The following is a 24,816-nucleotide window of genomic DNA, read 5'->3' on the forward strand; positions in this document are numbered from 1 at the left end:
GCTGCCCGCTGCGCGGGCAACTCCCCCAGCTTAGCAAACTCCGCGGGCAGTGCCGAACACGGGCGGCACCCCGGGCGTGGCGCGGTCAGGGTGCCAGATCGGTCTCGGCGTTGGGCGCCCAGATCAGGTCGGACCCGATGCCCCTGGCGACCACGTGCCCCGTCTTGAGCAGCAGCGTCTCGGCGTCGAGCTCGCGGATGAACGCGGCGTCGTTCGTCACCAGCAGCGCCGCCATGGCTCGCTCGGTGCGGCGGCGGGTGATGGCGTCGAAGACGACCGGCCTCACCTCGAGGTCGAGATTCGACAGCGGCTCGTCGGCGATCAGCACGTGCGGCTCGAGCATGAGCGCCCTGGCGATCGCGACGCGCTGACGCATGCCGGCGCTCAGCTCGTATGGGAACTTCGATGCGAGGCCGAGCGGCAGGTGCAGCTCGTCGAGCAGGGAAGCCACGCGAATCGCCAGCGCCCTGTTGTTGACCTTCTTCTCGCGCGAGGTGATGGGCTCCGAGATCGCCTCTCCGACAGTGAGCCGCGGCGGCAGCGACGCCCCCGCACTCTGCGGGAGGTGACCCGTGAGGGCGGTGAGGGTGCGCCGCCTGCGGCCTGGCTTGCGGATGTTCACGCCGCAGACCGTCGCACGGCCGCCCGCGACCTTCAGCGACGAGTCGCCCATGCCGGCGAGTGCCGTGACCAGGGTCGACTTGCCCGAGCCCGTCGCCCCGCCGATGCACATCAGCTCACCGGGCTTGAGTTCGAAGGTGACGCCGTCGACCGCGCGGGTCGTCCCACCGTGACCGATCCTGTCGATGACCAGGTCGTGGCAGTCGATCGCGAACTCGCTGTCGGCAGGCATACCGTCCATCCTGCCCGGTCTTCGCCCGGATGCGCTCAGGACTCGGCGAACCTCAGCCGCTCGGCATCCACATCGCGCAGTCGCATGCGCAGCGCACGCCCGCCGTCGGAGTCGGCGGGAACCCGCTGCACGGCGCCCAGCAGCTCCTGCTTCTCACGTTCGATCGACCGAAGGATGAGGCGACGACAGAGGTCGGCGGACGAGGCGAGAGCACCTTCGTCGTCTCTCGCCGGGAACGGCATCATGAGCAGCTCGCCGGCGAGGCTGCGGTAGGGCTCGCGCACGGCATCCGCCGCGGCCGTCGCCCAGCCGACGCGGGTGCGGTCGGAGACGGATGCGACGGCATCGCGCACGGCCTCGAGAGCCGGATGCCGGAAGGGCTCGCTCAGTGCGCGGGCCAGCGTCTCCTGGTCGAGGCGGTGCCCGTACTGAAGGACGCCCATCAGTGCGTCGCGCTCGAGCGCGACCTCGGGGGTGCGAGGCAGATCGGCGAGGCGCACGCGGCTGATCCCCTCCCCACCGTCGGGGGAAGCGCTCTGCTGGCGCAGCACGGGCTGCTCGCGCTCTCCCCGTGCGGCTCGCTGCACCTGCTGGTGGACGGCGGTGGGATCCATGCCGAGCCGCCTCGCGAGCACACGCTCATAGCCCGGCCGCAGCAGCTCATCGCGGATCTCGGCGACGATGGGCGCAGCGGCGCGCAGGGCGCCGACCTGACCCTCGACGGTCGCGAGGTCGTAGCCGGCGAGCTTGCGGTCGATCGCGAACTCGAACATCGGCACCTTGGCGTCCATCAGACCCCGCACCGCCGCATCCCCTCGCTGCAGCCGCAGATCGCACGGATCAAGTCCATCGGGGGCGACGGCGACGAAGGTCTGCGCGGTGAAGCGCGAGTCCTCCGAGAACGCGCGCAACGCAGCCTTCTGCCCGGCTTCGTCGCCGTCGAATGTGAACACGACCTCGCCGGCGGCGGAGTCGTCGCCCATGACACGGCGAAGCACCTTGATGTGCTCGGCACCGAAAGCGGTGCCACAGGTGGCGATCGCGGTGGTCACACCCGCGAGGTGGCAGGCCATCACGTCGGTGTATCCCTCGACGACGACGACACGACGCGGGTCCCCTCTGCTGATGTCGCGCTTGGCGAGATCGAGGCCGTACAGCACCTGGGCCTTCTTGTAGATCGGCGTCTCGGGGGTGTTCAGGTACTTCGGGCCCTGATCGTCGTCGTACAGCTTGCGCGCGCCGAAGCCGATGGTCTGCCCGGTGACGTCTCGGATCGGCCAGACCACCCGGCCGCGGAACCGGTCGTACACGCCGCGCTGGCCCGCTGAGACGAGGCCTGCAGCCGTGAGCTCGTCACGCGTGAACCCCTTGGCGGTCAGCGCCTTCAGCATGTTGTCCCAGCCGCGGGGCGCATATCCGACCCCGAAGTGCGCTGCGGCGCCCGCGTCGAATCCGCGTTCGCCGAGGAAGCGTCTGGCGCTCTCGGCCTCGGGGCTCAGCAGCTGCGAGCGGAAGTACTCCCCCGCAGCGGTGTTCGCGGCATAGAGCCGGCTGCGTCCGCTGGTCTCGGGGGCGGCGCCGCCGTCTTCGTAATGCAGCGAATAGCCCACCCGCGCGGCGAGCCGTTCGACCGCCTCGGTGAAGCTGACGTGGTCCATCTCACGCAGGAACGAGTAGACGTCGCCCGAGGCCCCGCAGCCGAAGCAGTGGTAGTAGCCGACCTGGGGCCTGACGTGGAAGCTCGGACTCTTCTCGTCGTGGAACGGGCACAGTCCCTTGAGCGACCCCACACCCGCCGACTTCAGAGCGACGCGCTCACCGACGATGTCGGCGATGTTCGTGCGGGTCTTCACCTCTTCGACGTCGGCCTGCAGGATGCGGGGCATCAGAGCACCCCTTCGACGACCACCCGGGATTCTGCGCGGCGATGCACACCGGGACGCGCATGACGCGGAGTCCAGATGCCCACCTCGGCCGGATCCATCTCGCCGACCAGGCGGTTGTGCCAGTCCACTGCCGTCTGGTCGGTGAGGCTGGCGATCTGGTCGACGACCACACGAGCGCGCTGGGCGTCGGTGTCGGCTGCCAGGAAGTCGGCCGAGAACGCGGGCTCGAGCACATCGGCGCCGGCCGACCACAGCGCGTCGGTAGACCACAGCGCGTCGGCGAGGCGGTGCAGCACCCGGCGCTGCTCTTTGTAGACGCCCTTCCTGGCGTCGATCGTGACGATCGCCTGCCCCATGATGCCCTTGAGCACGGCGATCTCGGTCTCGACCTCGCGCGGGATGACGACGTGCGCGCTGTAGCGGGCAAGGGTCTCGCCGGGGTACGCGGCCCTGGTCGCCGCGACGGAACCGCGCGCGAAACGGCCGATCATGTCGCTGGTCAGGTTCTTCAGGCGGGCGAGGTCGCGACGCGAACGGTCGAACGACCGCATCCACATCGTCTCGCGGGTGAGACGGTAGAGCGCGTCGGCCAGCTCATCACGGGTGTAGTCGTAGCCCACCCACTGCTGGATGCGCCCGACGAGCGGATGGTGCTCGACCGGATCGGAGAGCTGGGCCACATCGACGTAGCCGTTGACGATCGCATCCTCGAAGTCGTGCACCGAGTAGGCGATGTCGTCGGAGAGGTCCATGATCTCGGCCTCGATGCACCGCTCGCGGCCGGAGGCGCCCTCGCGCATCCATCGGAAGACCGGCTCGTCCTCGGGATAGACGCCGAACTTCAGCCGCCCGCCCGGGTCGGGAACGGGCTCGTCGACCGTCCACGGGTACTTGCACGTCGCATCCAGGCTGGCCCGTGTGAGATTCAGTCCGACGGAGTGATCGTCATCATCGAGCACCTTGGCCTCGAGGCGCGTCAGGATGCGCAGCGACTGGGCGTTGCCCTCGAAACCGCCGATGTCCTCCGCCCATTCGTTCAGCGCCCGCTCGCCGTTGTGCCCGAAGGGCGGATGCCCGAGGTCGTGGCTGAGGCAGGCGGTGTCGACCACATCGGCCGAGACCCCCAGCGCGCTGGCCAGTTCACGGCCGACCTGCGCGACCTCGAGGGAGTGCGTGAGGCGGTTGCGGGCGAAGTCCGCGGTGCTGGCAGGGCTCAGCACCTGCGTCTTGGCGGCCAGCCGGCGCAGGGCCGCCGAGTGCAGCACGCGTGCGCGATCGCGCGAGAAGTCATCTCGCTCGGAACGATGGGTCTCGGCGAAGAAGCGCTCCGCGTCGTGGGCCCGGTAGCCGCGCGTGGAAGACGGGTCAGCCGCCATCGTTCTCGGTCTCCGCTCCGCGCATCATATCGCCGACGCCCTCGCCGAGCTCGCGGGAGTCGAGCCAGCCCTCGGGCAGCGCCGTGCGCTTCGGCGAGCCGGCCCGACCGCGCTGCCCCTCGGCTCCGGCGCCCGGGTAGGGCGCGTCGCCGACGGTGCCGAGCAGGTCGTCGATCTCCTGCAGGGTCGACGCCCGGGCGAGCGCCGCGCGCAGCTCACCGCCGACGGGATAGCCCTTGAAGTACCAGGCGACGTGCTTGCGGATGTCCTTGCAGCCTCGATCCTCGTCCTCGAAGAACTCGACGAGCAGCTCGGCATGCCGGCGGAAGGCGTCCTTGACGAACCCGAGAGTCGCGTCGACGACCGGGCGCTCGTCTGCGCCTGAAGGTCCGAGCGCCGCGGCGAGTTCGCCGAAGAGCCACGGACGCCCGAGGCATCCGCGCCCGACGACCACGCCGTCGCAGCCGGTCTCTTCCATCATCCGCACGGCGTCGCCCGCCGACCAGATGTCGCCGTTGCCCAGCACGGGAATGCTCGTGACGGCCTGCTTGAGCTCGCCGATGGCGCTCCAGTCCGCGTGGCCCGAGTAGTACTCCGACGCGGTGCGCGCGTGCAGCGCGACGGCGGCAGCACCGGCATCCTCCGCAGCACGACCGGCGTCGAGGAAGGTCAGGTGGTCTCTGTTGATGCCCTTGCGCATCTTCACGGTGAGCGGCACGTCGCCCGCCGCCTTGACCGCGCGCTGCACGATGTCGGAGAACAGTCCGATCTTCCACGGCAGCGCCGCTCCCCCGCCCTTGCGGGTGACCTTGGGCACAGGGCAGCCGAAGTTCAGGTCGATGTGGTCGGCCTTGTCCTCGGCGACGATGATGCGCACGGCCTCGGCGATCGTCGCAGGGTCGACGCCGTACAGCTGGATCGATCGCGGCGTCTCGCTCTCGTGATGCTGGATGAGCCGCATCGTGATCGCGTTGCGCTCGACCAGAGCCCTCGAGGTGATCATCTCGCTGACATAGAGACCTGCGCCGTACTCGCGGCAGAGCCGCCGGAACGCGGTGTTGGTGATGCCTGCCATCGGGGCGAGCACGACCGGGGTGTCGAGTTCGATCGGGCCGATGCGCAGCGCCGGAGTCGGAGCGGCTGCGATGGCGGAGTCAGTTACCAGAGTCATGTCCTGTCCATTCTCCCAGACACCGGCCGGGCGCGGGCGCAGCCGATCTAGGCTGTGAGGATGACCGATCCGACCCTGCGACAGATCCCGTTCACCGACGCCGCCGGCGGCGAGACGACCCTCGACGACCTGGGCGCCGATGTCGTGCTGATCGTGAACGTCGCCTCGAAGTGCGGGCTCACACCCCAGTACACGCAGCTCGAAGAGCTGCAGCGCCGGTTCGGGGAGCGAGGCTTCAGCGTGATCGGCTTCCCCTGCAACCAGTTCTTCGGTCAGGAGCCGGGGTCCATCGACGAGATCCTGGAGTTCTGCTCCACCTCGTACGGCGTGACCTTCCCCGTGAACGACAAGGTGAAGGTCAACGGACGCAGCGCGCACGAGCTGTACAAGGCACTGAAGCAGACTCCGGATGCCGACGGGAGAGCCGGTCGGGTGGAATGGAACTTCGAGAAGTTCCTCGTCGACGCCGACGGGTCGGTGCAGCGGTTCCGCCCGAAGCAGAAGCCGGACGACCCCGAGATCGTCGCCGCGATCGAGGCCGCGCTGGGCGGAGCCGACCGCTGACCCGAGTCGTTCACCTCGACTCGCCCGGCGTCGCCGCGGCTCGTTCACCTGGCATTCTCCTCCCGGTCTCTCTGCGGGCCTAGGTTCTCGTGTCGGCGACACCGCCGACGAACGGAGAACGAGAATGACCGACCGACCGCCCCTCAGCCGCCGAACCGTCCTGACCGCAGGCGCACTAGGCGCCGTGACCGCCGCGCTGCCCCTGAGCGCTGCGAACGCCGCAGACGCGGCATCCACCTCCGGAACCGCCTCGGGGCGGCCAGGGCCGCGCGCGCCTCGTCTGCGCTTCCGCTCGGACCGCACGTTCAAGGTCGTGCAGTTCAACGACACGCAGGACGACGAGCGCACCGACCGCCGCACGGTCGAGCTGATGGAGAAGACGCTCGATCAGGAGAAGCCCGACTTCGTTGTGATCAACGGCGATGTGATCACCGGCGGCTGCGAGACGCGGCTCGCGGTGAAGCAGGCCATCAACAACGTCGTCTCGCCGATGGAGGCACGACGGGTCCCCTGGGCCGTCACCTACGGCAACCACGACGAGGACTCCCTTCCGCAGTCGGGGGTCGACGAGGCCGGGATGCTCGAGATCTACCGCTCGTACGACTTCAACGTCAACGCGGAGAGCATCCGAGGCCTCACCGGCACGAGCAACACGATCGTGCCGATCGCCTCGTCGTCGCGGAAGAACCGCGAGGCGTTCGCACTGTGGCTCATCGACTCGGGCCGCTACGCCCCGTCGAAGATCAACGGCCAGAACTTCGACGGCTACCCGACGTGGGACTGGCTGCGCATGGATCAGGTCAGCTGGTACCGGGAGCAGTCGCAGGGTCTCGAGAAGCGCCTGGGTCGCAAGCTGCCCGGTCTCATGTTCATCCACATCGCGCTGTGGGAGCACCGGTTCATGTGGTGGGGCGGTGTCGACACGCGCACGGCCGCTGACGCCGCACGCGGCAAGGCGCGTCACGGCATCGTCGGCGAGCGCAACGAGGACGAGTGCCCCGGTCCGTTCAACTCGGGCATGTTCAACGCGATCCTCGAGCGCGGTGACGTCAAGGGCGTCTTCGTCGGCCACGATCACATCAACGACTATGTGGGCGACTACTACGGGGTGAAGCTCGGCTACGCGCCCGGCACCGGCTTCGGAGCGTACGGACTGGCAGGCGCCGAGCGCAACCGCATGCGCGGCGGCCGTGTGTTCGAGCTCACCGAGAACGGCGACGACGTCGCGATCGAGACACGGGTCGTCTACGCCCGCGATCTCGGCATCGACCTGACGGCGAACGACCAGCCGATGGAGCCGCTGCCGCTGCCCGCGAAGCAGCAGGCGCTCTGAGCCGAGTCGGTGCGACGAGGGGCCCGATCCAGCCGGATCGGGCCCCTCGTCCGCGTCGGCTCAGTTCGCGGCGGTCTTCTGAGCCCAGACGTCGCGGATGACGTTCTCGAACGCCTCCGGAGGCTGCGCTCCGCTGACGCCGTACTGGCCGTCGATCACGAAGAACGGCACGCCGTTGATCCCGTAGGCCCGAGCCTGCGCCTGATCGGCTCTCACGGCATCGAGGTGAGCGTCGGTCTCGAGCGCGGTGCGCGCCTCGCCTGCATCCAGGCCGACCTCGTCCGCCAGAGCGACGAGATCGTCGATGCGTCCGACGTGACGCCCTTCGGTGAAGTACGCGGACATCAGCCGCTCCTCCATCTCGTGCTGCAGACCCTTGGCCTTCGCGAAGTGCAGCAGCTCGTGCGCCTTGACGGTGTTCGTGTGCTGCAGCAGGTCGAAGCGGTACTCGAGCCCTGCACCGGATGCCACCTTCGTGACGTGCGAGAGCATCTGCTCCACCTGCTCGCGGGGCATCCCCTTGTGACCGGCGAGGAAGTCGACCTCGTCGCCGTCGAAGTCGACGGGCGTGTCGGGTGAGAGCTCGAAGGAGTGGAAGGTGACCTTCACCTGCGGTGCGTCGTCGTCAGCCGAGGTGGCGGCGAGTCCCTTCTCGAGGTTGCGCTTGCCGATGTAGCACCAGGGGCAGGCGATGTCGGACCAGATGTCGATCGAGATGGGTTCAGTCACAGTGACATACAACCGCATGCTCCGGTGCGCATATTCCCGTTCGGGTAGCCTTCTCGGGTGCTCACCGCCGCCGATGCTCTCCCGTTCCCTCCCTCACGGGTGCTGATCGCGGGTGTCACGGGCTCGGGCAAGACCACGCTGGCACGGCGTCTCGCCGCGGCGTGGGGGCTTCGCCACGTCGAGATCGACGGCCTGTACCACGGTCCGGATTGGACGCCTCGGCCTGCCTTTCTCGACGATGTGCGGGCCTTCGCAGCCGAGAGCCGCTGGGTGACCGAGTGGCAGTACACGAGCAAGGGCACCGACGAGATCCTCGCTCCACGCGCGCAGGCGGTGCTCTGGCTCGACTATCCCTACCGGGTGGTGCGCTCGCGCCTCGTGCGCCGAACGGTGGCTCGCCAGGTGCTGCGGACCGAGCTCTGGAACGGGAACCGAGAGCGCGGGCTGCTCAACGTCTTCAACCGCGACGCCGAAGACAACATCCTGCTGTGGCAGACGAGGACTCTGCACAAGTGGACGGAGCGCATGCCCGAGGTCGAGGCGCGGTTCCCCCATCTGAGCATCGTGCGATTCACCCACCCGCGGGAGACCGAGCGCTGGCTGGGCGCTCAGCCCGAGACGTCGGGAGAGTCGACCGCTCCCCCGAAGCGGCGGTCGCGCGACAGGTAGATCTCGATCGCCCGCCACAGCTCCTCGCGGGAGAAGTCGGGCCAGAGAGTGTCGAGGAACACCATCTCGGCGTAGGCCGCCTGCCAGAGCAGGAAGTTCGACGTGCGCTGCTCGCCCGAGCTGCGCAGGAACAGATCGACATCGGGCATGTCCGGCACGTAGAGGTGCTTGCGGATCTGCTTCTCGGTGATGGCGCTCGGGCGCATCCGCCCCGCCTTCACCTCTTCGGCCATGGCACGCATCGCGTCGACGAGCTCGACGCGGCCGCCGTAGTTGACGCACATCGTGAGGGTGAGCACGTCGTTGTCCTTCGTCAGCTGCTCGGCGAACTGCAGCTCCTTGATGACCGAGCCCCACAGCCGCGGCTTGCGACCGGCCCAGCGCACCCGCACGCCCCACTCGTTGAGCTGATCGCGGCGGCGGTGGAGCACGTCGCGGTTGTACCCCATGAGGAAGCGCACCTCTTCGGGTGAGCGGGCCCAGTTCTCGGTCGAGAAGGCGTACACCGACAGGTGCCTGACCCCTGCCTGGATGGCGCCGGCGACGACGTCGAGCAGCACCTCTTCGCCCGCCTTGTGCCCCTCGATGCGGTTGAGGCCCCGACGGTTCGCCCAGCGCCCGTTTCCGTCCATCACGATCGCGACGTGCTCGGGCACCGCGGGGAACACCGGCGGGGTCTTGCCTGTCCAGTCGAGCGGGCGGAACGGCACCGCATCCTTGTGCGTGTACGGCTTCGGGGTCACCGTGCTCCAATGCTCGGGGGGTGCGTGACGTGCTCGAGTGAGCGGATTCCGCGCTCGAGGTGCCACTGGGCGTATGCGGCGACGGTGCCTGACGCGGCTGCGAGGTCCGGGGGCGATGCGGCATCCACCGTCTCCCACTGGCCGCCCATCAGCGCTCGCAGCAGACCGAGGGTCGACGACGAGATGCGGGGGCTTCCGGCCGGCGCGCACGAGTCGCACACCGAACCGCCGAGCTGCGCGCCGAAGTGACGATGCGGACCGGGCGCACCGCAGCGCGCGCAGTCGTCGAGCGCGGGAGCCCAGCCCGACAGCGCCATTACGCGCAGGAGGTAGGAGTCCAGGATGCTGCGAGCAGCGTGCTCACCGCGCGAGAGCGACCGCAGGCCACCCACGAGCAGCAGATACTGCTCTGACGTCGCCTCGGCCTCGTTGAGCCGGTCGGCCGTCTCGACCATCGCACTGGCTGCCGTGAAGCGCTCGTAGTCGATCGCGATGTCGGCACCGTACGCGCCGAGCGAATCGGCCTGCTGCACGATGTCGAGGGTGCGGCCCTTGTACATCTGCACGTCGGCGACCATGAACGGCTCGAGCCGTGAGCCGAACTTCGACGAGGTGCGCCGCACGCCCTTCGCGACAGCCCGGATCTTGCCGTTGCGCCGCGAGAGCATCGTGACGATGCGATCGGCTTCACCCAGCTTGTGGGTGCGCAGGATCACCGCTTCGTCTCGGTAGGTGGGCACTCAACGATTATCCCCCGGGCACGAGAGAATGGACGGGTGACGGAACCGCTCTTCACCATCCCGCTCTGGGCCGATCTTCTCGGCGTCGGGCTCGGTGGCATCCAGGGGGCGATGTTCGCCTCCGGCTTCCAGGGTCAGCGTCGCCTCGACTGGCTCGGTGTCGCGATCATCGGCATCATGATCGGCATGGGCGGCGGTCTCATCCGCGACCTGCTGATCGGTCAGCCGCCGGCGACGCTGCAGAACGACTGGTACCTCATCACCGCGGGCGGTGCCGCACTGTTCGGGATGCTTCTCGCCGGCGTCTTCAACCGCATCAACACGTTCATCGTGGTGCTCGACGCCGCCGTGATCGGCATGTTCGGCGCCTTCGGCGTCAGCAAGGCTCTCGGGTTCGGCATCCCGCCGGTACCCGCGGTGTTCATCGGCGTGTGCGCGGCCGTGGGCGGCGGCGTGCTGCGCGATGTGCTCATGGGCCTGCCGGTCGCGATCATGCACGTCGGTTCGCTGTACGCCGTGGCGGCGGGGGTCGGATGCGCGGCGATCGTCATCATGCACGCCTTCGGCGTCTCGATCGCCGTCGCCGCCGTGATCGGCATCGTGGTCACCGCGGTGATCCGCGTGCTCGCGGTGATCTTCGACGTCTCGCTGCCCGAGCAGCGCCGGCTCTACCGCCGCAAGGTCGCCACCGAGACGGGGATGATCCCGATCATCAAGCCGTGACCGGGATCATCCGTGGTCAGACGGCGGCGAGATCGCTCTCGCGCGAGCGGATCGAGCGGTTCACGCACGAGACGATCGCCTTGAGCGAGGCCGTCGAGATGTCGCCGTCGATGCCGACTCCCCACAGCCGCTGGTCGTCGACCTGCAGCTCGACGTACGCGGCCGCCTGCGCATCGCCACCCGTCGACAGCGTGTGCTCGACGTAGTCGTAGAGCGAGATGTCGAAGCCCCGTTCACGCAGCACCTCGATGAACGCGGCGATCGGTCCGTTGCCGCTGCCCGAAGCATTCTCACTGATCTCGCCGTCACGCAGCACGACGTCGAGCGAGACCTCGCCCGACATGTCGCTGCGCGTCTGCGTGCCCAGCAGCTCGAAGCGGCCCCACTTCGAGGCGTCGTCGTCGGAAGGCAGGTACTCGTCGTGGAAGATCGACCAGATCTGCTCGCTCGTGACCTCACCGCCCTCGGCGTCGGTCTTGGCCTGCACGACACCCGAGAACTCGATCTGCAGCTTGCGGGGCAGGTCGAGAGCATGGTCGGTCTTCAGCAGATAGGCGACGCCGCCCTTGCCCGACTGGGAATTGACGCGGATCACGGCCTCGTACGAGCGACCCAGATCCTTCGGGTCGACCGGCAGGTACGGCACGCCCCACTCGATCTCGTCGACCGAGACGCCCTGCTCCGCGGCCTTGGCCGCCATGGCCTCGAAGCCCTTCTTGATCGCGTCCTGATGCGAGCCGCTGAATGCGGTGAAGACCAGGTCGCCGGCCCACGGGCTGCGCTCGGGAACGGGCAGCTGGTTGCAGTACTCGACGGTGCGCTTGACCTGATCGATGTCGCTGAAGTCGATCTGCGGGTCGATCCCCTGCGTGAACAGGTTGATGCCCAGCGCGACCAGGTCGACGTTGCCGGTGCGCTCGCCGTTGCCGAACAGGCATCCCTCGATGCGGTCGGCGCCGGCCAGGTACCCGAGCTCGGCGGCGGCGATCGCCGTGCCGCGGTCGTTGTGCGGGTGCAGCGAGAGGATGACGTTCTCACGGTGCGCCAGGTGACGGTTCATCCACTCGATCGAGTCGGCGTACACGTTCGGCGAGGCCATCTCGACGGTCGCAGGCAGGTTGATGATGACCTTGCGGTCGGGCGCGGGCTCGAGAACGTCGAGCACCGCGTTGCAGACCTCGACGGCGTACTCCAGCTCGGTGCCGGTGTAGCTCTCGGGCGAGTACTCGTAGTACACCTGCGTGTCGGGGATGCGCTTCTCGAACTGACGGCACAGGCGGGCGCCCTCGAGCGCGATCTGCTTGACGCCCTCGCGGTCGGAGCGGAACACGACCTCACGCTGCAGGACGCTGGTGGAGTTGTAGAAGTGCACGATGGCCTGCTTCGCTCCGGCGATCGCCTCGTAGGTGCGGTCGATGAGGTGCTCTCGGCACTGCGTCAGGACCTGGATCGTGACGTCGTCGGGGATGAGGTTCTCTTCGATCAGCTGGCGCACGAAGTCGAAGTCGGTCTGGCTGGCCGACGGGAAGCCGACCTCGATCTCCTTGTAGCCCATGCTCACGAGCAGCTCGAACATCACGCGCTTGCGCTCGGGCGACATCGGGTCGATCAGCGCCTGGTTGCCGTCGCGGAGGTCGACGGCGCACCAGCGTGGCGCTTCGGTGATGCGCTTGGACGGCCAGGTGCGGTCTTCGAGGTCGATGCGGATCTGCTCGTGGAACGGACGGTACTTGTGCACCGGCATCGCGGAGGGCTTCTGGTGGTTCTTCATGATGGGGACTGCTTCTCTTCGTCAGATAACGTGCTCGGGCCAACACAAGCGCCGCGACGAGGAAGGCCCGATGATCAGGACTCGTCGCGGCAGCTAAGAAGAAGCAGACCGCCCAGAGGCATGCCTCGATGCTAGCACCTCGTTGAGCACAATGCTCACCCGGCCGCCATCACGGAATCAGCGCGATCTTCCCGCCCGGATGCCCGTGCGCGAGCAGCGCGAGCGCCTGCGGCGCCTGAGCGAGGGGGAACTCGTGCGACACGGGCACCACGAGCTCGCATCGCTCGGCCGCCTCGACGAGGCGGATGCGCGCCCCGTCGCGATATCTCGCCGTCTCGGGGTCGGAGCCCGAACTCGCCAGGAAGCCGTGCTCGGCCGCGGAACCGGGGGCGACGATGGTGACGATACGCCTGCGATCCGGCACGAGGGCGATCGAGGTCTCCGTCGCCTCGCTCGTACCGGCCGCGTCGAGGGCCGCGTCGATGGACCCGACTCCGGCGCGTGCCATCGCCTCGCGCACGCGAGACGTCAGCATCCCGTCGCCGTACTCGACGGGGATCCCGCCGAAGCGGCGCACCTCGTCGAAGCGGGCGCGGCTCGCCGTGCCGATGATCCGGATGCCCTGCACCGCTGCCTGCTGAAGCACGCTCACTCCGACCGCACCGGATGCGGCGTGCAGCAGCAGCGTCTCGCCGCGCCTCGCGCCGACGGCGTGCAGCATCGCGGCTGCAGTGGTGCCCGCGAGCAGCAGGTTGGCCGCCTCGGCGTGGCTCAGCGCGGACGGCTTGCGCAGCACCTTCTGGGCCGGAACCGTGAGCTCCGATGCGTACCCGCCGCGCACACGGAACGCGATGACCTCGTCGCCGACAGCCACCGGTCCGGTGACGATCTCGGTGCCAGCACCGACCGCCGTGACGACGCCCGAGACCTCGTAGCCGATGGGCACGGGCAGCTCCACACCGGCGCGAGCCGTCGCGACATGCTTCGCGTCCGCCGGGTTGACCCCGGCCGCGTGCACGCGGATGGTCAGCTCGCCGGCATCCGGAGCCGCGACGTCGACGGACTCGAGACGCCACCCGTCAGGCGAACCCCACTCGCGGGCGACCCAGTGCTCGGCCATCAGCGCTCAATCATGTCGAGACCGCCCGATCAGAAGCCGAGACGCCCGAGCTGCTTCGGGTCGCGCTGCCACTCCTTCGCGACCTTCACATGCAGTTTGAGGAACACACGGGTGCCCAGCAGCTCCTCGATGCCCTCGCGCGCCACCGCCCCCACGTCGCGCAGGCGAGCACCCTTGCGGCCGATGATGATCGCCTTCTGACTGTCGCGCTCGACGACGATCGACGCGTAGACGTCCGTGAGATCGCTGTCCTCTCGCGGCTCGACATCGTCGACCACGACGGCGATCGAGTGCGGCAGCTCGTCCCTCACGCCCTCGAGCGCCGCCTCGCGGATGATCTCCGCGATGCGGTCCTCGTCGGACTCGTCGGTGACGATGCCGTCCTCGTACAGACGAGGCCCGGTGGGCATGAGCTGCAGCATCTCGTCGGCGAGCACGTCGAGCTGCTCACGGGTGAGGGCCGAGAGCGGGATGACCGCCGCCCAGTCCTCACGCAGCGAGTCGACCTCCATGAGCCGCTCGATGATGGCGTCCTTGTCGGCCGCATCGGTCTTCGTGACGATCGCGACCTTCTTCGCTCGCGAGTACCCATCGAGCGATGCCGCGATGCGGCGGTCACCAGGGCCGACCTTCTCGGTGGCAGGCACGCAGAAGCCGATGACGTCGACGTCGCCCAGCACCTGCTCCACCAGATCGTTGAGCCGCTCGCCGAGCAGCGTGCGGGGCTTGTGGATACCCGGCGTGTCGACGATCACGAGCTGTCCGTCGGGGCGGTTCAGGATGCCCCGGATCGCACGCCTCGTGGTCTGCGGCTTCTCGCTCGTGATGGCGATCTTCTCGCCCACCAGCGCGTTCGTCAGCGTCGACTTGCCGACGTTCGGCCGTCCGACGAACGTCACGAAGCCGCTTCGCGTCTCGTGCCCTGCCGTTCCGGTCTGCTCACTCATCGCCGTGTCCTCCGTCGCCTTCATCGTCCCAGCCCTCGGGTGCCCGCTCCACGAACACCGTCGCGATACCTCTTCCGCGTCCTCGAGACGCGCCGCCGGTGAGCACCAGCCCTTTCACCGTCGCGGTGACGCCAGGCTGCGGGATCTGACCCAGAGCCTTCGCGAGCAGACCCCCGATGGAATCGACGTCGTCGTCTTCCAGCTCGAGCCCGAACAGGTCGCCGACATCTTCCAGACCGAGGCGCGAGTTGACCCGGTACCTGCCGTCCGGCAGCTCGACGACCTCAGCCGGTCCGCGATCGTACTCGTCGGCGATCTCGCCCACGAGCTCTTCGATGAGGTCCTCCAGCGTGACGAGCCCTGAGATGCCGCCGTGCTCGTCGATCACGATGCACACATGCACCGCATCGCGCTTCATCTGCTGCAGCAGCGTCTCTGCGCGCATCGACTCGGGCACGTAGACCGCGGGCCTGGCGATCGGCCGCACGGGCCGGCCGCGCCATGCGCTCTCGTCTCGGTACGCGAACTGCACGAGGTCCTTCAGGTACAGCACGCCCACGACGTCGTCCGCATCGTCGTCGACGACGGGCATGCGCGAGACTCCCGTGCGCAGGAACAGCTCCATGGCCTCGGTCGTGGTCGCCTCGGCATCCACCGTCATCATCTCTGTGCGCGGCACCATGACGGCACGCACGAACTGGTCGGTGAAGTCGAACACCGAGTGGATCAGATCGCGGTCGTCCTCTTCGATGAGCAGGTTCGACGCCGCCTCGTCGACCATGCTGAGCAGCTGCTCCTCCGATGCGAAGCTGCTGCGTCCCGCACCGGGTGTGACCCGCTGACCGACCGAGACCAGCGCCTGCGCGAGCGGTCCGAGAAGAATGCGCATGCCGTGCACGACCGGCGCCCAGGCGCGGAGCATCGATGCGGCGTGCAGACGGCCGAACGAGCGGGGGCTGGCACCGACGAGCACGAACGTGATGCCGGTCATCAGCACCGCCGCGGCGAGCATCGCCCACCAGATGCTGGGCAGCAGCGCGTCGAGCGCAACCGTCACGAACACGGCCGCCGTGGTCTCAGAGAGCACGCGCATGAAGGCGACGGCGTTCACATGCGGCGCGGGGTCGGCGGCGATCCGCGCGAGCGCATCGGCGTTGCGTCCGTCGGCCGCCATGTTCTCGAGGTCACTGGTGGAGCTGACCGAGAACGCCGCGTCGACGGCGGCCATCAGGCCGCCGAAGGCGACCAGCAGCACGGCTGCCGCGAGGAGTATCGCCGGGGTCATCGACCGCGTTCGGCGCGCGCGAAGCCCTCGATCAGCGACTTCTGCAGCCCGAACATCTCACGCTCCTCGTCGGGTTCGGCGTGGTCGAAGCCGAGCAGGTGCAGCAGGCCGTGCGTCGTGAGCAGGATGAGCTCGTCCATCAGCGAGTGACCGGCGGTCTGCGCCTGCGCCTCGGCGACCTGCGGGCAGAGCACGATGTCGCCCAGCAGACCGGGAGCAGTGGGGTTCTCGGCGCTGCCCGGTCGCAGTTCGTCCATCGGGAAGCTCAGCACGTCGGTCGGGCCTGGTTCGTCCATCCACTGCACGTGCAGCGACTCCATGGCACCCTCGTCGACCAGCACGATCGCGACCTCGGCATCCGGGCTGACGTGCAGCTGAGCGAGGTTGAAGTCGGTGAGCCGCTGCAGCACGGTCTCGTCGACCGCGATCGCAGACTCGTTGTTGATCTCGATCATTTCAGGCCTCGCTTCGGCATGCGGTCTCGGGGTTTCTGCGGCTGCCCGCTGCGGCGCTCGGCTCGGTTCGCGAACTGGTGCGCCTGCTCGCGCTCGACGCGCGCAGCGGTGCGCTGCTCGTCGTACTCGCTGTAGGCGTCGACGATGCGGCCGACGAGAGAGTGGCGCACGACGTCATCGCTGGTGAGACGGGCGAAGTGGATGTCGTCGATGTCGCTGAGCACGCGCGTGACCAGGCGCAGACCCGACGCACCCTGCGGCAGGTCGATCTGGGTGATGTCACCGGTGACCACCATCTTCGTCCCGAAGCCGAGGCGCGTCAGGAACATCTTCATCTGCTCGGGCGTCGTGTTCTGCGCCTCGTCGAGCACGACGTACGAATCGTTGAGAGTGCGCCCGCGCATGTACGCGAGAGGGGCGACCTCGATGGTGCCCGTGGCCATCAGCCGCGGCACGACCTCGGGATCCATCATCTCGTTGAGCGCGTCGTAGAGCGGGCGCAGGTATGGATCGATCTTGTCGTTCAGAGACCCGGGCAGGAAGCCGAGCCGCTCCCCCGCCTCGACCGCGGGGCGGGTGAGGATGATGCGCTGCACCTCTTTGCGCTGCAGCGCCTGCACGGCCTTCGCCATCGCGAGATAGGTCTTTCCCGTGCCCGCGGGGCCGATGCCGAACACGATGGTGTTCTGCTCGATCGCGTCGACGTACTCCTTCTGCCCGAGCGTCTTCGGGCGGATGACCTTGCCGCGCGTCGACAGGATGGCCTCGCCCAGCACCTCGCTCGGACGCGGCCCCTCGTCGCGGCGCAGGATGCGCGCGGAGTGCTCGACGTCGCTGGGCGCGAGATCGTGGCCCGAGCGCGTCATCTCCATGAGCTCCTCGACGAGGCGCCTGGCGGCGGCGACGTCTGCGGTCGATCCGCCGAGCGTGATCTCGTTGCCCCTCACCAGCACCTGCACGCTCGGGTGCTGCTTCTCGAGCATCTTCAGCAGCCGGTCCTGCGGACCGAGCAGCTGCACCATGGCGATGCCGTCGGCGTAGATCCGCTCGGTGCGCTCGGGCTGAGCGGGGAACTGGGGTGGTGCGCTCTCCGGATGTGCGCTGTCGTCAGAAGCCAACGAGCTTGCCCTCCTCGATATTGCCGAGCACGTGCGCGTGCACGTGGAAGACCGACTGCGCGGCGCTCGCGCCGTTGTTGAAGATCAGGCGGTACTCGCCATTGGCGTGCTCGGTGGCGATCTGCTTGGCGACCGACACCATGTCCGCCATGAGGCCGGGATCGCCGGCTGCCAGCTCGGTGACGTCGCGGTACTGCTCGGTCTTGGGGATCACGAGCGCGTGCAGCGGCGCCTGCGGGTTGATGTCGCGGATCGCGAAGACCCGGTCGGTCTCGGCGAGGATCTCGCCGGGGATCTCCCCGTTCAGGATGCGGGTGAAGATCGAGGGTTCGCTCATGCCTGCAAGTCTATTCACCAGCGGCCGAGGTTGGCCGAGAGCACCGCGATCGCGGCAGGACCGGCCGTGGAGGTGCGCAGCACGGTGTCGCCGAGACGCACGCGCTCAGCGCCTGCCGCCTCGAGCCGCTCGAGCTCGTCGGGCGCGATCCCACCCTCCGGCCCGACCACCAGCATCAGATCGCGTCCGTCGGGGCGGATGCCCGTGAGCGGCGTCTCGGTCCACGGATCCAGCACGAGCAGACGCCAATGGGCCGCTCGCTCGACCAGCTGGGCGGTCGAGTGCACGGGCGCGACCTCGGGGACCCAGGCGCGATGCGCCTGCTTGGCGGCCTCCCGCACGATGCTCGCCCAGCGCTCGCGGCCTTTGGCTGCCTTCGGACCCTCCCAGCGCGACACGCTGCGGGCGGCCTGCCACGGAACGATCTCGTCGACGCCGAGCTCGCAGGCCGCCTGCACCGCCATCTCGTCGCGGTCTCCCTTGGCGAGCGCCTGCACGAGCACCATGCGCGTCTCGGGGCCGTCCTGTACGCGACGCTCGGTGATCCGCACCGACACCTGCGACGCCGAGACGTCTTCAGCCGCACCCTCGAGCCATACTCCGCGGCCATCGCCGATCGTGACGGTCTCGCCCACGCGCACGCGGCGGACGACCGAGGCGTGCTTCGCCTCGGCGCCCGTCAGTCTCACGAGCTCACCGACGGCGGCATCGGTGCAGTCGGGTACGACGAAGTGCAGGGCCATGGGGCTCCGATCGGCTGGGAAGGGTCGGTCAGTGGCTGCGGAATCGATCGCGCAGCTTCGAGAACAGCCCCTGCTGGAACTGAGCGAGCTTCGGCGCCGGCGCCTTGGCCTTCTTCGCGAAGTCCTCGATGAGCTTGCGCTGCGCTCCGTCGAGCTTGGTCGGAGTGATGACCTGCACGCCCACGCGCAGGTCACCGCGCTGCGACCCGCGCAGCGGTGTGATGCCCCGCCCGCCGATCGTGAGCACGTCGCCCGACTGCACGCCCGCACGCAGCTCGAGGTCGACGAGGCCGTCGAGTCCCTCGATGCTCGTCGTGGTGCCGAGGATGGCATCCGTCATCGACACCTCGAGCGTCGCGAGCAGGTCGTCGCCGTCGCGGCTGAACACCGGATGCGGTGCGACCGAGACCTCGACGTACAGGTCGCCGTTCGGACCGCCGGCGCGGCCGACCTCGCCCGATCCGGGAAGCTGGAGGCGCAGGCCGGTCTCGACGCCGGCGGGGATGTCGAGCGCTACGGTGCGACGCGAGCGAACCCGGCCCTGACCCGCGCACGAACCGCACGGGTTGGGGATGACAGTGCCGAAGCCCTCGCAGCTGCCGCACGGCTGGGTCGTGACCACGTTGCCGAGGAGGCTCCGCACCTGGCGCTGCACGTGACCGCTGCCGCCGCAGACGTCGCAGGTGACCGGCGATGTTCCCGGCTGGCAGCAGCTGCCCTGGCAGGTCTCGCAGAGCACCGCAGTGTCGACCTCGATGTCGCGGTGAACGCCGAACACGACGTCGCCGAGCTCGAGGTCGATGCGCACCAGCGCATCCTGCCCCCGCTCACGACGCGAGCGAGGGCGCGCCGAGCGTCCGCCCCCGGCCGCGCCGAAGAACGTCTCGAAGATGTCGCCGAAGCCGCCGAACCCTCCGAAGCCGCCGTTCTGGTCCCCGCCCATGTCGTACCGGCGGCGCGAGTCCTCGTCGCTCAGCACGTCGTAGGCGTGCGTAACGAGCTTGAACCGCTCTGACGCGTCTTCGCCCGGGTTGACGTCCGGGTGCAGCTGCCGAGCGAGCTTGCGGTACGCCTTCTTGATCTCGTCCTGGGAAGCGTCTCTCGACACCCCGAGGACCTCGTAGTGATCCGCCACGGTCACCTTTCTTCGTGTGCGTTCGTGTGTTCGGCCGTCCGCATCAGCGGGCGGCCTCGTCTTCTTCGAGCATCCGTGACAGGTAGCGGGCCACGGCCCGGGCTGCGGCGAGGTTGCTCGGATAGTCCATGCGGGTCGGCCCCATCACGCCGACGCGCGCCGTGCCGCCGGGTGCGGCGTAGTTGCTCGCGACGATCGACGCCTCGCCGAGCCCGAACGGCGCGTTCTCGGTGCCGATGCTCGTGGCCAGCCCGTGCTCGTCGGTCACCATCTCGCTCATCAGCCGAAGAAGGGTGACCTGCTCCTCGATCGCCTCGAGCAGAGGATGGATGCTGCCGCGGAAGTCCTGCTCACGGCGTGCGAGGGTCGCCGCCCCTGCCATCACCAGCCGCTCCTGCCGGAACTCGGCCAGCTCCTCCGCGATCACGGCGGCGAGAGCGCCGAGAGCGGGCTGCAGACGCGCACCCGTCTTCGGCTCCATCGCCGAGGCGATGCGCTCGGCGGCCTCGCCCACGGCGCGACCGGTGACGAGCGCCGCCAGCTGCGCCCGCAGCACAGCCAGATCGGCGTCGTCGATGTCGATCGGCAGAGGCGAGATGCGCTGCGACACACCGCCCGCGTCGGTGACCAGCACGACGAGCACGCGATTCGGCGCGAGGGCGACGAGCTCGACATGGGTGATGCTCGCCCGCGCGAACGACGGGTACTGCGCGAGCGCGACCTGGCCCGTCAGCTGCGTGAGCACGCGCACGGTGCGCGCCATCAGGTCGTCGAGGTCGCTGGGCGCAGCGAGGAACGATTCGATGGCGGTGCGCTGCGGTGCCGAGAGCGGACGCAGCTGAGCGAGGTGGTTGACGAAGACGCGGTAGCCCTTGTCGGTCGGCACCCGGCCGGACGAGGTGTGCGGCGCCGTGATGAGCTCTTCGTCTTCGAGCTGGGCCATGTCGTTGCGGATGGTCGCCGCCGAAACGCCGAACGCGTGCCGCTCGACGATCGACTTGCTGCCGACCGGCTCGTGCGTGGCGACGTAGTCCTGCACGATCGCGCGGAGGACCTCCAGTCCTCGCTGTGTGACCATCATCCCTCCCGCTGGCACTCGAACGTTCCGAGTGCCAATCCTACCCTGAGGAGCTGTGGCCGGAGCGGCGCGGCGATCACTCGGTGAGCGTGCGCACGACGGCATCGGCCAGCAGCCGTCCGCGCAGCGTCAGCCGCACCCGGCGCTCTCGCAGCGCGGCGGTCGCATCGGCGAGGCCGTCGGAGATGAGCTCGGCGACGCGGTCACGGCGACTCTCGACGATGTCGTCGATGGGCAGTCCCTCCGCCAGCCGGCTCTGCAGCAGGACCCGCTCGAGAGTGCGGGCCTCGAGATCCGGCCGCTCTCGCCCGGCTGCGGGCGACTCCCCCCGTGCGAGCCGCTGAGCATAGGCGGCCGGATGCTTCACGTTCCACCACCGCAGACCCGCGACGTGGCTGTGCGCACCCGGTCCGAATCCCCACCAGTCCGATCCGCGCCAGTATGCGAGGTTGTGTCGCGAACGGTGGTCGCGGCCGTCGGCGCGCGCCCAGTTGCTCACCTCGTACCAGTCGAACCCGGCCGCGCCCAGCCGCTGATCGGCTGCTTCGTACATGTCGGCCTGCAGATCGTCATCGGGTGCGGGGACCTCGCCGCGACGGATCTGCCTGGCGAGCTTGGTGCCGTCCTCGATGATCAGCGCATAGGCCGAGATGTGATCGGGTCCGAGGGCGAGCGCGGCGTCGAGCGACTGCTCCCAGTCGGCCAGCGACTCCCCCGGTGCACCGTAGATGAGGTCGACGCTGACGTCGAGCCCGCCGTCCCGAGCGGCATCGACGGCCATGCGCACGTTCTCGGGACGATGCGTGCGGTCGAGGGCGGCGAGCACGTGCGGCACGACCGACTGCATGCCGATCGAGAGGCGGGTCACACCGCCATCCACCAGCGTCCGCACCACCTCGGGCGTGACGGTGTCGGGGTTGGCCTCGACCGTCACCTCGGCGCCGTCCCGGATGCCGAAGGCCGCCGTCGCCGCGGTGAGCATCCGCGCCAGATCACCGGCGGGCAGCAGAGTGGGTGTGCCTCCGCCGAAGAACACGGTGTCGAGCGGACGGATGCCCCCGGCTTCGTCGAGCACGTCGCGGGCGAGTGCGATCTCGCGGATCAGCGTGTCGGCGTACTCGTCCTGCTTCGCGCCGCGCAGCTCGGTCGCCGTATACGTGTTGAAGTCGCAGTATCCGCAGCGCACACGGCAGAACGGCACGTGCAGATAAGCGGAGAAGGGAGTCGCAGCATCCACCGCGAGGTCTTCGGGAAGACGGCCGTCGGAGGGCGCAGGATCGCCCAGCGGAAGAGCACCCGCCATCAGATCGGCGTCGCATACAGCGGCGAGATGGCGCGCAGGTACAGCGCGAACAGCTCGCGGCGCCGGCGACGCACCATGCCGGGAAGGCGGTACAGCAGCGCGACAGGGGCATCGAACGCGCGAACCGTGAACCACACCTCGTCGGTGTCCTCGCGCCACTCGATGTCGAACGACTCCTCGCCGCTCACCACCGAGCCGCCCACCGTGCCGAGGACGAACCCGATGCGACGACGCTCCTCGGTCACCGAGATCACGCGCAGCTCGGCATCCGCCCGCATGCCCTTCACACGGCCGTGCAGCTTGAGCGTCATGCCCGGTGCGACGAAGGGCATGCCGTCGGCGGCGAAGCGCTGCTCGACCTGGGTGCGGTTCGGCGCGATGGGCGCCCCCTCCGCATCGAAGCTGACGCCCGTGTACGCCGACCCCGCGGCCGGGCGCACGTCGCGCAGCTCGAGACCGGCTGCGCGCTGCGCCGTCCACGACAGAAGGGCCTCGCCTGCGGTGCGGAAGCGATCCTCGCCGCTGCCGAGACGCCATGAGTCCTCGGCCGGGATGCTGCGCTCCGGCGGATACTGCATGAGGTCGGGCGCGTGGGTCGCACCCACCGCGGCATAGTCCACCGTGCCTTCTCGGAAAGTCCCGCGCCGCATGATCTCCAGCCTAAGTGACCTGTCTGAACAGACTCCGAACGACACCGCCTTCGCGGTGGGCTACTTCTTGTCCTTGCCCTCGACGTCACCGGACAGGGCCGCGATGAACGCCTCCTGCGGCACCTCGACGCGGCCGACCATCTTCATGCGCTTCTTGCCCTCCTTCTGCTTCTCGAGCAGCTTGCGCTTGCGGCTGATGTCACCGCCGTAGCACTTGGCAAGCACGTCCTTGCGGAGTGCGCGAATGGTCTCGCGCGCGATGATCCGCGCGCCGATGGCAGCCTGGATCGGCACCTCGAAGTTCTGACGAGGGATGAGCTTGCGCAGCCGCTCGGTCATGAGCGTGCCGTAGGCATAGGCCTTGTCGCGGTGCACGATGGCGCTGAAGGCGTCGACCTTGTCGCCCTGCAGCAGCACATCGACCTTCACCAGGTCGGCCTCCTGGACTCCGGCGGGTTCGTAGTCGAGCGAGGCGTAGCCCTGAGTCCTGGACTTGAGGTGGTCGAAGAAGTCGAACACGATCTCGCCGAGCGGCATCATGTAGCGCAGCTCGACGCGCTCCTCCGAGAAGTACTCCATGCCGAGCAGCGAGCCTCGCCGAGACTGGCACAGCTCCATGACGGTGCCGACGTAGTCCTTCGGCAGCAGGATCGCCGCCTTGACCATCGGCTCGGCGACCGAGGCGACGCGCCCATCCGGGTACTCGCTGGGGTTGGTGACCGTCACGTTCTCACCCGTGTCGGTGGTGACCTCGTAGATCACGCTCGGAGCGGTGGTGATGAGATCGAGTCCGAACTCGCGCGACAGACGCTCGGTGATGATCTCGAGGTGCAGCAGGCCGAGGAAGCCGCAGCGGAAGCCGAAGCCCAGCGCGACGGATGTCTCGGGCTCGTACTGGAGGGAGGCGTCGGACAGCTTGAGCTTGTCGAGCGCCTCGCGCAGCTCGGCGTAGTCGCTGCCGTCGATCGGGTAGATGCCCGAGAAGACCATCGGCTTGGGGTCGGTGTAGCCGGCCAGCGCCTCGGTCGCGGCGTTCCGGGCCGTCGTGACCGTGTCGCCGACCTTCGAGAGGCGCACGTCCTTCACACCGGTGATGAGGTAGCCGACCTCGCCGACGCCGAGTCCCTTCGACGGGATCGGCTCGGGGCTCGACACGCCGATCTCGAGCAGGTCGTGCACCGCCTTGGTCGACATCATCTGGATGCGCTCGCGCGGGTTCAGCTGGCCGTCGACCATGCGCACATAGGTGACGACGCCTCGGTACGAGTCGTACACCGAGTCGAAGATCATGGCGCGGGCAGGGGCATCCGGATCGCCGACCGGGGCGGGGATGTCCTGCACGATCCTGTCGAGAAGCTCCTCGACGCCGACGCCGGTCTTGCCGGAGACGCGGAGGACGTCCTCCGGCTTGCCGCCGATCAGATCGGCGAGCTCCTTGGCGAACTTCTCGGGGTCTGCCGCCGGCAGGTCGATCTTGTTCAAGACCGGGATGATGTGCAGGTCGTTCTCGAGCGCGAGGTACAGGTTGGCGAGCGTCTGCGCCTCGATGCCCTGCGCGGCGTCGACGAGCAGGATGGCGCCCTCGCACGCGGCCAGCGACCGCGACACCTCGTAGGTGAAGTCGACGTGCCCCGGGGTGTCGATCATGTTGAGGGCGAACGTCTCGCCCTCTGCCGACCAGGGCATCCGCACGGCCTGGCTCTTGATCGTGATGCCGCGCTCTCGCTCGATGTCCATGCGGTCCAGGTACTGCGCGCGCATGTCGCGATCCGCGACAGATCCGGTGACCTGCAGCATCCGGTCGGCCAGCGTCGACTTGCCGTGGTCGATGTGGGCGATGATGCAGAAGTTGCGGATCTGCGTGGCGGGCGTCGCCGCAGGCGACAGCGGGGTGAGAGCGCGGGGTGACATGTGGTCCTTGAGGCGTCCGAGAGGGTTCAGGCAAGTCTACGTTCAGGCGGGCGGATCACCCATTCGTGCCGACCGGTGATAGTCTCGCGAAGTTGCTCTGATGGCACTGGATGCCGTCGGTGACAAGACTCCGTCACGGGCCACCGTGTCTACGGCGTTCGCTCCCCCGGGGGTGT

Annotated in this window: 24 protein-coding genes; 4 read left to right on the plus strand and 20 right to left on the minus strand. The window is 68.7% G+C overall.

Going from position 1 to position 24,816, the window contains the following annotated elements; all coding sequences use genetic code 11:
* Positions 1-85 precede the first annotated feature (85 nt).
* The 4 genes from AB0N59_RS12470 to dusB are packed head-to-tail and all read right to left on the minus strand — an operon-like array spanning position 86 to position 5,286.
* Positions 86-853, minus strand: a complete 768-nt coding sequence (locus AB0N59_RS12470) for an ATP-binding cassette domain-containing protein (protein ID WP_363483587.1) — start codon at positions 851-853, stop codon at positions 86-88.
* A gap of 35 nt (positions 854-888) precedes the next feature.
* A complete protein-coding gene (gene dnaG / locus AB0N59_RS12475; protein WP_363483590.1) occupies positions 889-2,739 on the minus strand; it encodes a DNA primase in 1,851 nt (616 codons plus the stop codon).
* Complete coding sequence (locus tag AB0N59_RS12480) at positions 2,739-4,115, minus strand: deoxyguanosinetriphosphate triphosphohydrolase (protein WP_363483593.1); 1,377 nt, start codon at positions 4,113-4,115, stop codon at positions 2,739-2,741. The genes dnaG and AB0N59_RS12480 overlap by 1 nt, the downstream gene beginning before the upstream one ends.
* Complete coding sequence (dusB, locus tag AB0N59_RS12485) at positions 4,105-5,286, minus strand: tRNA dihydrouridine synthase DusB (protein WP_363483596.1); 1,182 nt, start codon at positions 5,284-5,286, stop codon at positions 4,105-4,107. Before dusB ends, AB0N59_RS12480 begins: the two co-directional genes overlap by 11 nt.
* 60 nt (positions 5,287-5,346) lie before the next feature.
* On the opposite strand from dusB, the gene AB0N59_RS12490 reads away from it, so the two are divergent.
* Positions 5,347-5,850: a glutathione peroxidase gene (locus tag AB0N59_RS12490; RefSeq protein WP_363483599.1), complete on the plus strand. Its 504-nt coding sequence runs from the start codon at positions 5,347-5,349 to the stop codon at positions 5,848-5,850.
* A gap of 124 nt (positions 5,851-5,974) precedes the next feature.
* On the plus strand, positions 5,975-7,183 hold the full coding sequence (locus tag AB0N59_RS12495; RefSeq protein ID WP_363483602.1) for a metallophosphoesterase family protein: 1,209 nt from the start codon (positions 5,975-5,977) through the stop codon (positions 7,181-7,183).
* Between the two features lie 60 nt (positions 7,184-7,243).
* On the opposite strand, the gene AB0N59_RS12500 is transcribed toward AB0N59_RS12495, so the two are convergent.
* Complete coding sequence (locus AB0N59_RS12500) at positions 7,244-7,912, minus strand: DsbA family oxidoreductase (RefSeq protein WP_363483605.1); 669 nt, start codon at positions 7,910-7,912, stop codon at positions 7,244-7,246.
* A 57-nt stretch (positions 7,913-7,969) separates the two neighbouring features.
* Here AB0N59_RS12500 and AB0N59_RS12505 point away from each other — a divergent pair, with 57 nt between their 5' ends.
* On the plus strand, positions 7,970-8,581 hold the full coding sequence (locus AB0N59_RS12505; protein ID WP_363483608.1) for an AAA family ATPase: 612 nt from the start codon (positions 7,970-7,972) through the stop codon (positions 8,579-8,581).
* On the opposite strand, the gene AB0N59_RS12510 is transcribed toward AB0N59_RS12505, so the two are convergent.
* Both AB0N59_RS12510 and recO read right to left on the minus strand, forming a co-directional pair.
* A complete protein-coding gene (locus AB0N59_RS12510; protein ID WP_363483611.1) occupies positions 8,521-9,324 on the minus strand; it encodes an isoprenyl transferase in 804 nt (267 codons plus the stop codon). The genes AB0N59_RS12505 and AB0N59_RS12510 overlap by 61 nt on opposite strands.
* Positions 9,321-10,064, minus strand: coding sequence for a DNA repair protein RecO (recO, locus tag AB0N59_RS12515; protein WP_363483614.1), 744 nt, complete (start codon positions 10,062-10,064; stop codon positions 9,321-9,323). Before recO ends, AB0N59_RS12510 begins: the two co-directional genes overlap by 4 nt.
* A 36-nt stretch (positions 10,065-10,100) precedes the next feature.
* Here recO and AB0N59_RS12520 point away from each other — a divergent pair, with 36 nt between their 5' ends.
* Positions 10,101-10,787, plus strand: a complete 687-nt coding sequence (locus AB0N59_RS12520) for a TRIC cation channel family protein (RefSeq protein WP_363483617.1) — start codon at positions 10,101-10,103, stop codon at positions 10,785-10,787.
* A 16-nt stretch (positions 10,788-10,803) separates the two neighbouring features.
* Here the strand turns inward: AB0N59_RS12520 and leuA are convergent, their stop codons facing one another.
* From leuA to lepA, 13 genes are all read right to left on the minus strand, one after another.
* Complete coding sequence (gene leuA / locus AB0N59_RS12525; protein ID WP_363483620.1) at positions 10,804-12,558, minus strand: 2-isopropylmalate synthase; 1,755 nt, start codon at positions 12,556-12,558, stop codon at positions 10,804-10,806.
* 169 nt (positions 12,559-12,727) lie between these two features.
* Positions 12,728-13,678 carry an NADP-dependent oxidoreductase gene (locus AB0N59_RS12530; RefSeq protein WP_363483623.1) on the minus strand — a complete coding sequence of 317 codons (951 nt, stop codon included), beginning with the start codon at positions 13,676-13,678 and terminating at the stop codon, positions 12,728-12,730.
* A gap of 29 nt (positions 13,679-13,707) precedes the next feature.
* The gene (gene era / locus AB0N59_RS12535; protein WP_363483626.1) at positions 13,708-14,625 is read right to left on the minus strand and encodes a GTPase Era; all 918 of its coding nucleotides are present in this window, start codon (positions 14,623-14,625) and stop codon (positions 13,708-13,710) included.
* Positions 14,618-15,910, minus strand: a complete 1,293-nt coding sequence (locus tag AB0N59_RS12540) for a hemolysin family protein (protein WP_363483629.1) — start codon at positions 15,908-15,910, stop codon at positions 14,618-14,620. The genes era and AB0N59_RS12540 overlap by 8 nt, the downstream gene beginning before the upstream one ends.
* The gene (ybeY, locus tag AB0N59_RS12545) at positions 15,907-16,365 is read right to left on the minus strand and encodes an rRNA maturation RNase YbeY (RefSeq protein WP_204973819.1); all 459 of its coding nucleotides are present in this window, start codon (positions 16,363-16,365) and stop codon (positions 15,907-15,909) included. Before ybeY ends, AB0N59_RS12540 begins: the two co-directional genes overlap by 4 nt.
* Complete coding sequence (locus AB0N59_RS12550) at positions 16,362-17,387, minus strand: PhoH family protein (protein ID WP_363484243.1); 1,026 nt, start codon at positions 17,385-17,387, stop codon at positions 16,362-16,364. Before AB0N59_RS12550 ends, ybeY begins: the two co-directional genes overlap by 4 nt.
* 85 nt (positions 17,388-17,472) lie before the next feature.
* Positions 17,473-17,820, minus strand: a complete 348-nt coding sequence (locus tag AB0N59_RS12555) for an HIT domain-containing protein (protein ID WP_363483634.1) — start codon at positions 17,818-17,820, stop codon at positions 17,473-17,475.
* Between the two features lie 14 nt (positions 17,821-17,834).
* A complete protein-coding gene (locus AB0N59_RS12560) occupies positions 17,835-18,563 on the minus strand; it encodes a 16S rRNA (uracil(1498)-N(3))-methyltransferase (RefSeq protein ID WP_363483637.1) in 729 nt (242 codons plus the stop codon).
* Positions 18,564-18,591: 28 nt separating this feature from the next.
* Positions 18,592-19,698 carry a molecular chaperone DnaJ gene (dnaJ, locus tag AB0N59_RS12565; protein ID WP_363483640.1) on the minus strand — a complete coding sequence of 369 codons (1,107 nt, stop codon included), beginning with the start codon at positions 19,696-19,698 and terminating at the stop codon, positions 18,592-18,594.
* A 43-nt stretch (positions 19,699-19,741) separates the two neighbouring features.
* Positions 19,742-20,776 (minus strand): heat-inducible transcriptional repressor HrcA, encoded by a 1,035-nt coding sequence (gene hrcA / locus AB0N59_RS12570; protein ID WP_363484245.1) that lies wholly within the window; start codon positions 20,774-20,776, stop codon positions 19,742-19,744.
* 76 nt (positions 20,777-20,852) lie between these two features.
* Entirely contained in the window at positions 20,853-22,079 is a 1,227-nt protein-coding gene (hemW, locus tag AB0N59_RS12575) for a radical SAM family heme chaperone HemW (RefSeq protein WP_363483643.1), read from the minus strand.
* Positions 22,079-22,729 (minus strand): DUF1990 family protein, encoded by a 651-nt coding sequence (locus tag AB0N59_RS12580; RefSeq protein WP_363483646.1) that lies wholly within the window; start codon positions 22,727-22,729, stop codon positions 22,079-22,081. Before AB0N59_RS12580 ends, hemW begins: the two co-directional genes overlap by 1 nt.
* A 60-nt stretch (positions 22,730-22,789) precedes the next feature.
* Positions 22,790-24,640, minus strand: a complete 1,851-nt coding sequence (lepA, locus tag AB0N59_RS12585; RefSeq protein ID WP_363483649.1) for a translation elongation factor 4 — start codon at positions 24,638-24,640, stop codon at positions 22,790-22,792.
* Positions 24,641-24,816: the final 176 nt, after the last annotated feature.

It is taken from the genome of Microbacterium sp. NPDC089321, from assembly GCF_040684935.1.
Classification (GTDB): domain Bacteria; phylum Actinomycetota; class Actinomycetes; order Actinomycetales; family Microbacteriaceae; genus Microbacterium.